The sequence below is a fragment of the Cellulomonas sp. P4_H12 genome (assembly GCF_056400905.1).
Genome location: NZ_JBFUKJ010000070.1, coordinates 1 through 793 on the forward strand (window position 1 = coordinate 1; position 793 = coordinate 793).

Below are 793 nucleotides of genomic sequence, written 5' to 3' on the forward strand. Positions count from 1 at the left end.
TTCTGTTGGGTAGGTGGATGGGAGGGCCCTGCCAAGTCCCCCATGCCCGTCCGGCTCTCGACGTCGGACGTTCGCTTCGAGGACAAGAGCGCAGCTGCAGCAGGGTTCATCGCGGAAAAGGTGCCGTTCTGGTCGAACTTGAACAGAACCATGTCGACGGCGGCCGCGTACTCAATCGCGGCTTGTGAGTACCCGCCGTGAGCGTAAAAGACCAGTCGCTTCGAGCTCTCGTGTCCCCTTGCACCGAACAACCGCTGCAGGTCTGGTCTCCCCGTCGGCTTGAAGTGCATCTTGACCTGTCCGACAGCGTGCGCTGATCGGATGTCGATCCCACCATCCGCGCCTCCGGGTCGCGCTTCCGCGTCCGGGTATCCGATCGATCTCATGTGCGTGGCTGCCTGCAACTCCGCCTCCGCAGGATTGTTGATTCGCACGTCGTCCCCCTCAATCGTCCCGTTATTCGTGTGCCAACACATGACATCGTTCATAGAGGCGGATCGCTACATCGACGGACCCCCGACCGCTACCCACGAAGGGCGCGTCCCGTATCCCGGTCGGCCCCCGGATAGCTGGGAATCCACCCCGAACGACTACGCCGCCGCCTGGCCAAGGCTGCCCGGCCCGAGACGGGCAGGGCAGGGCAGCAGGCGGCTACCGGCCGGCGCGCTCGGTGGCGAGCTCCTTCGCCAGGAGGTCGTAGCGGGTGAGCGTGCGGTACCAGATCTCGATGTGATCGTCGACGTGCCAGCTGTCCTCGAAGCGGCGGAGGATCTGGTCGAGCTGCTGGTTGTAG

Annotated in this window: 1 protein-coding gene; it reads right to left on the reverse strand. The window is 64.4% G+C overall.

Annotation, left to right across the window (positions count from 1 at the left end):
* Positions 1-488 (reverse strand): restriction endonuclease (locus AC1DQC_RS19775; RefSeq protein ID WP_477052936.1); only part of this gene is annotated, 488 nt, incomplete at its 3' end.
* Positions 489-793 lie beyond the last annotated feature (305 nt).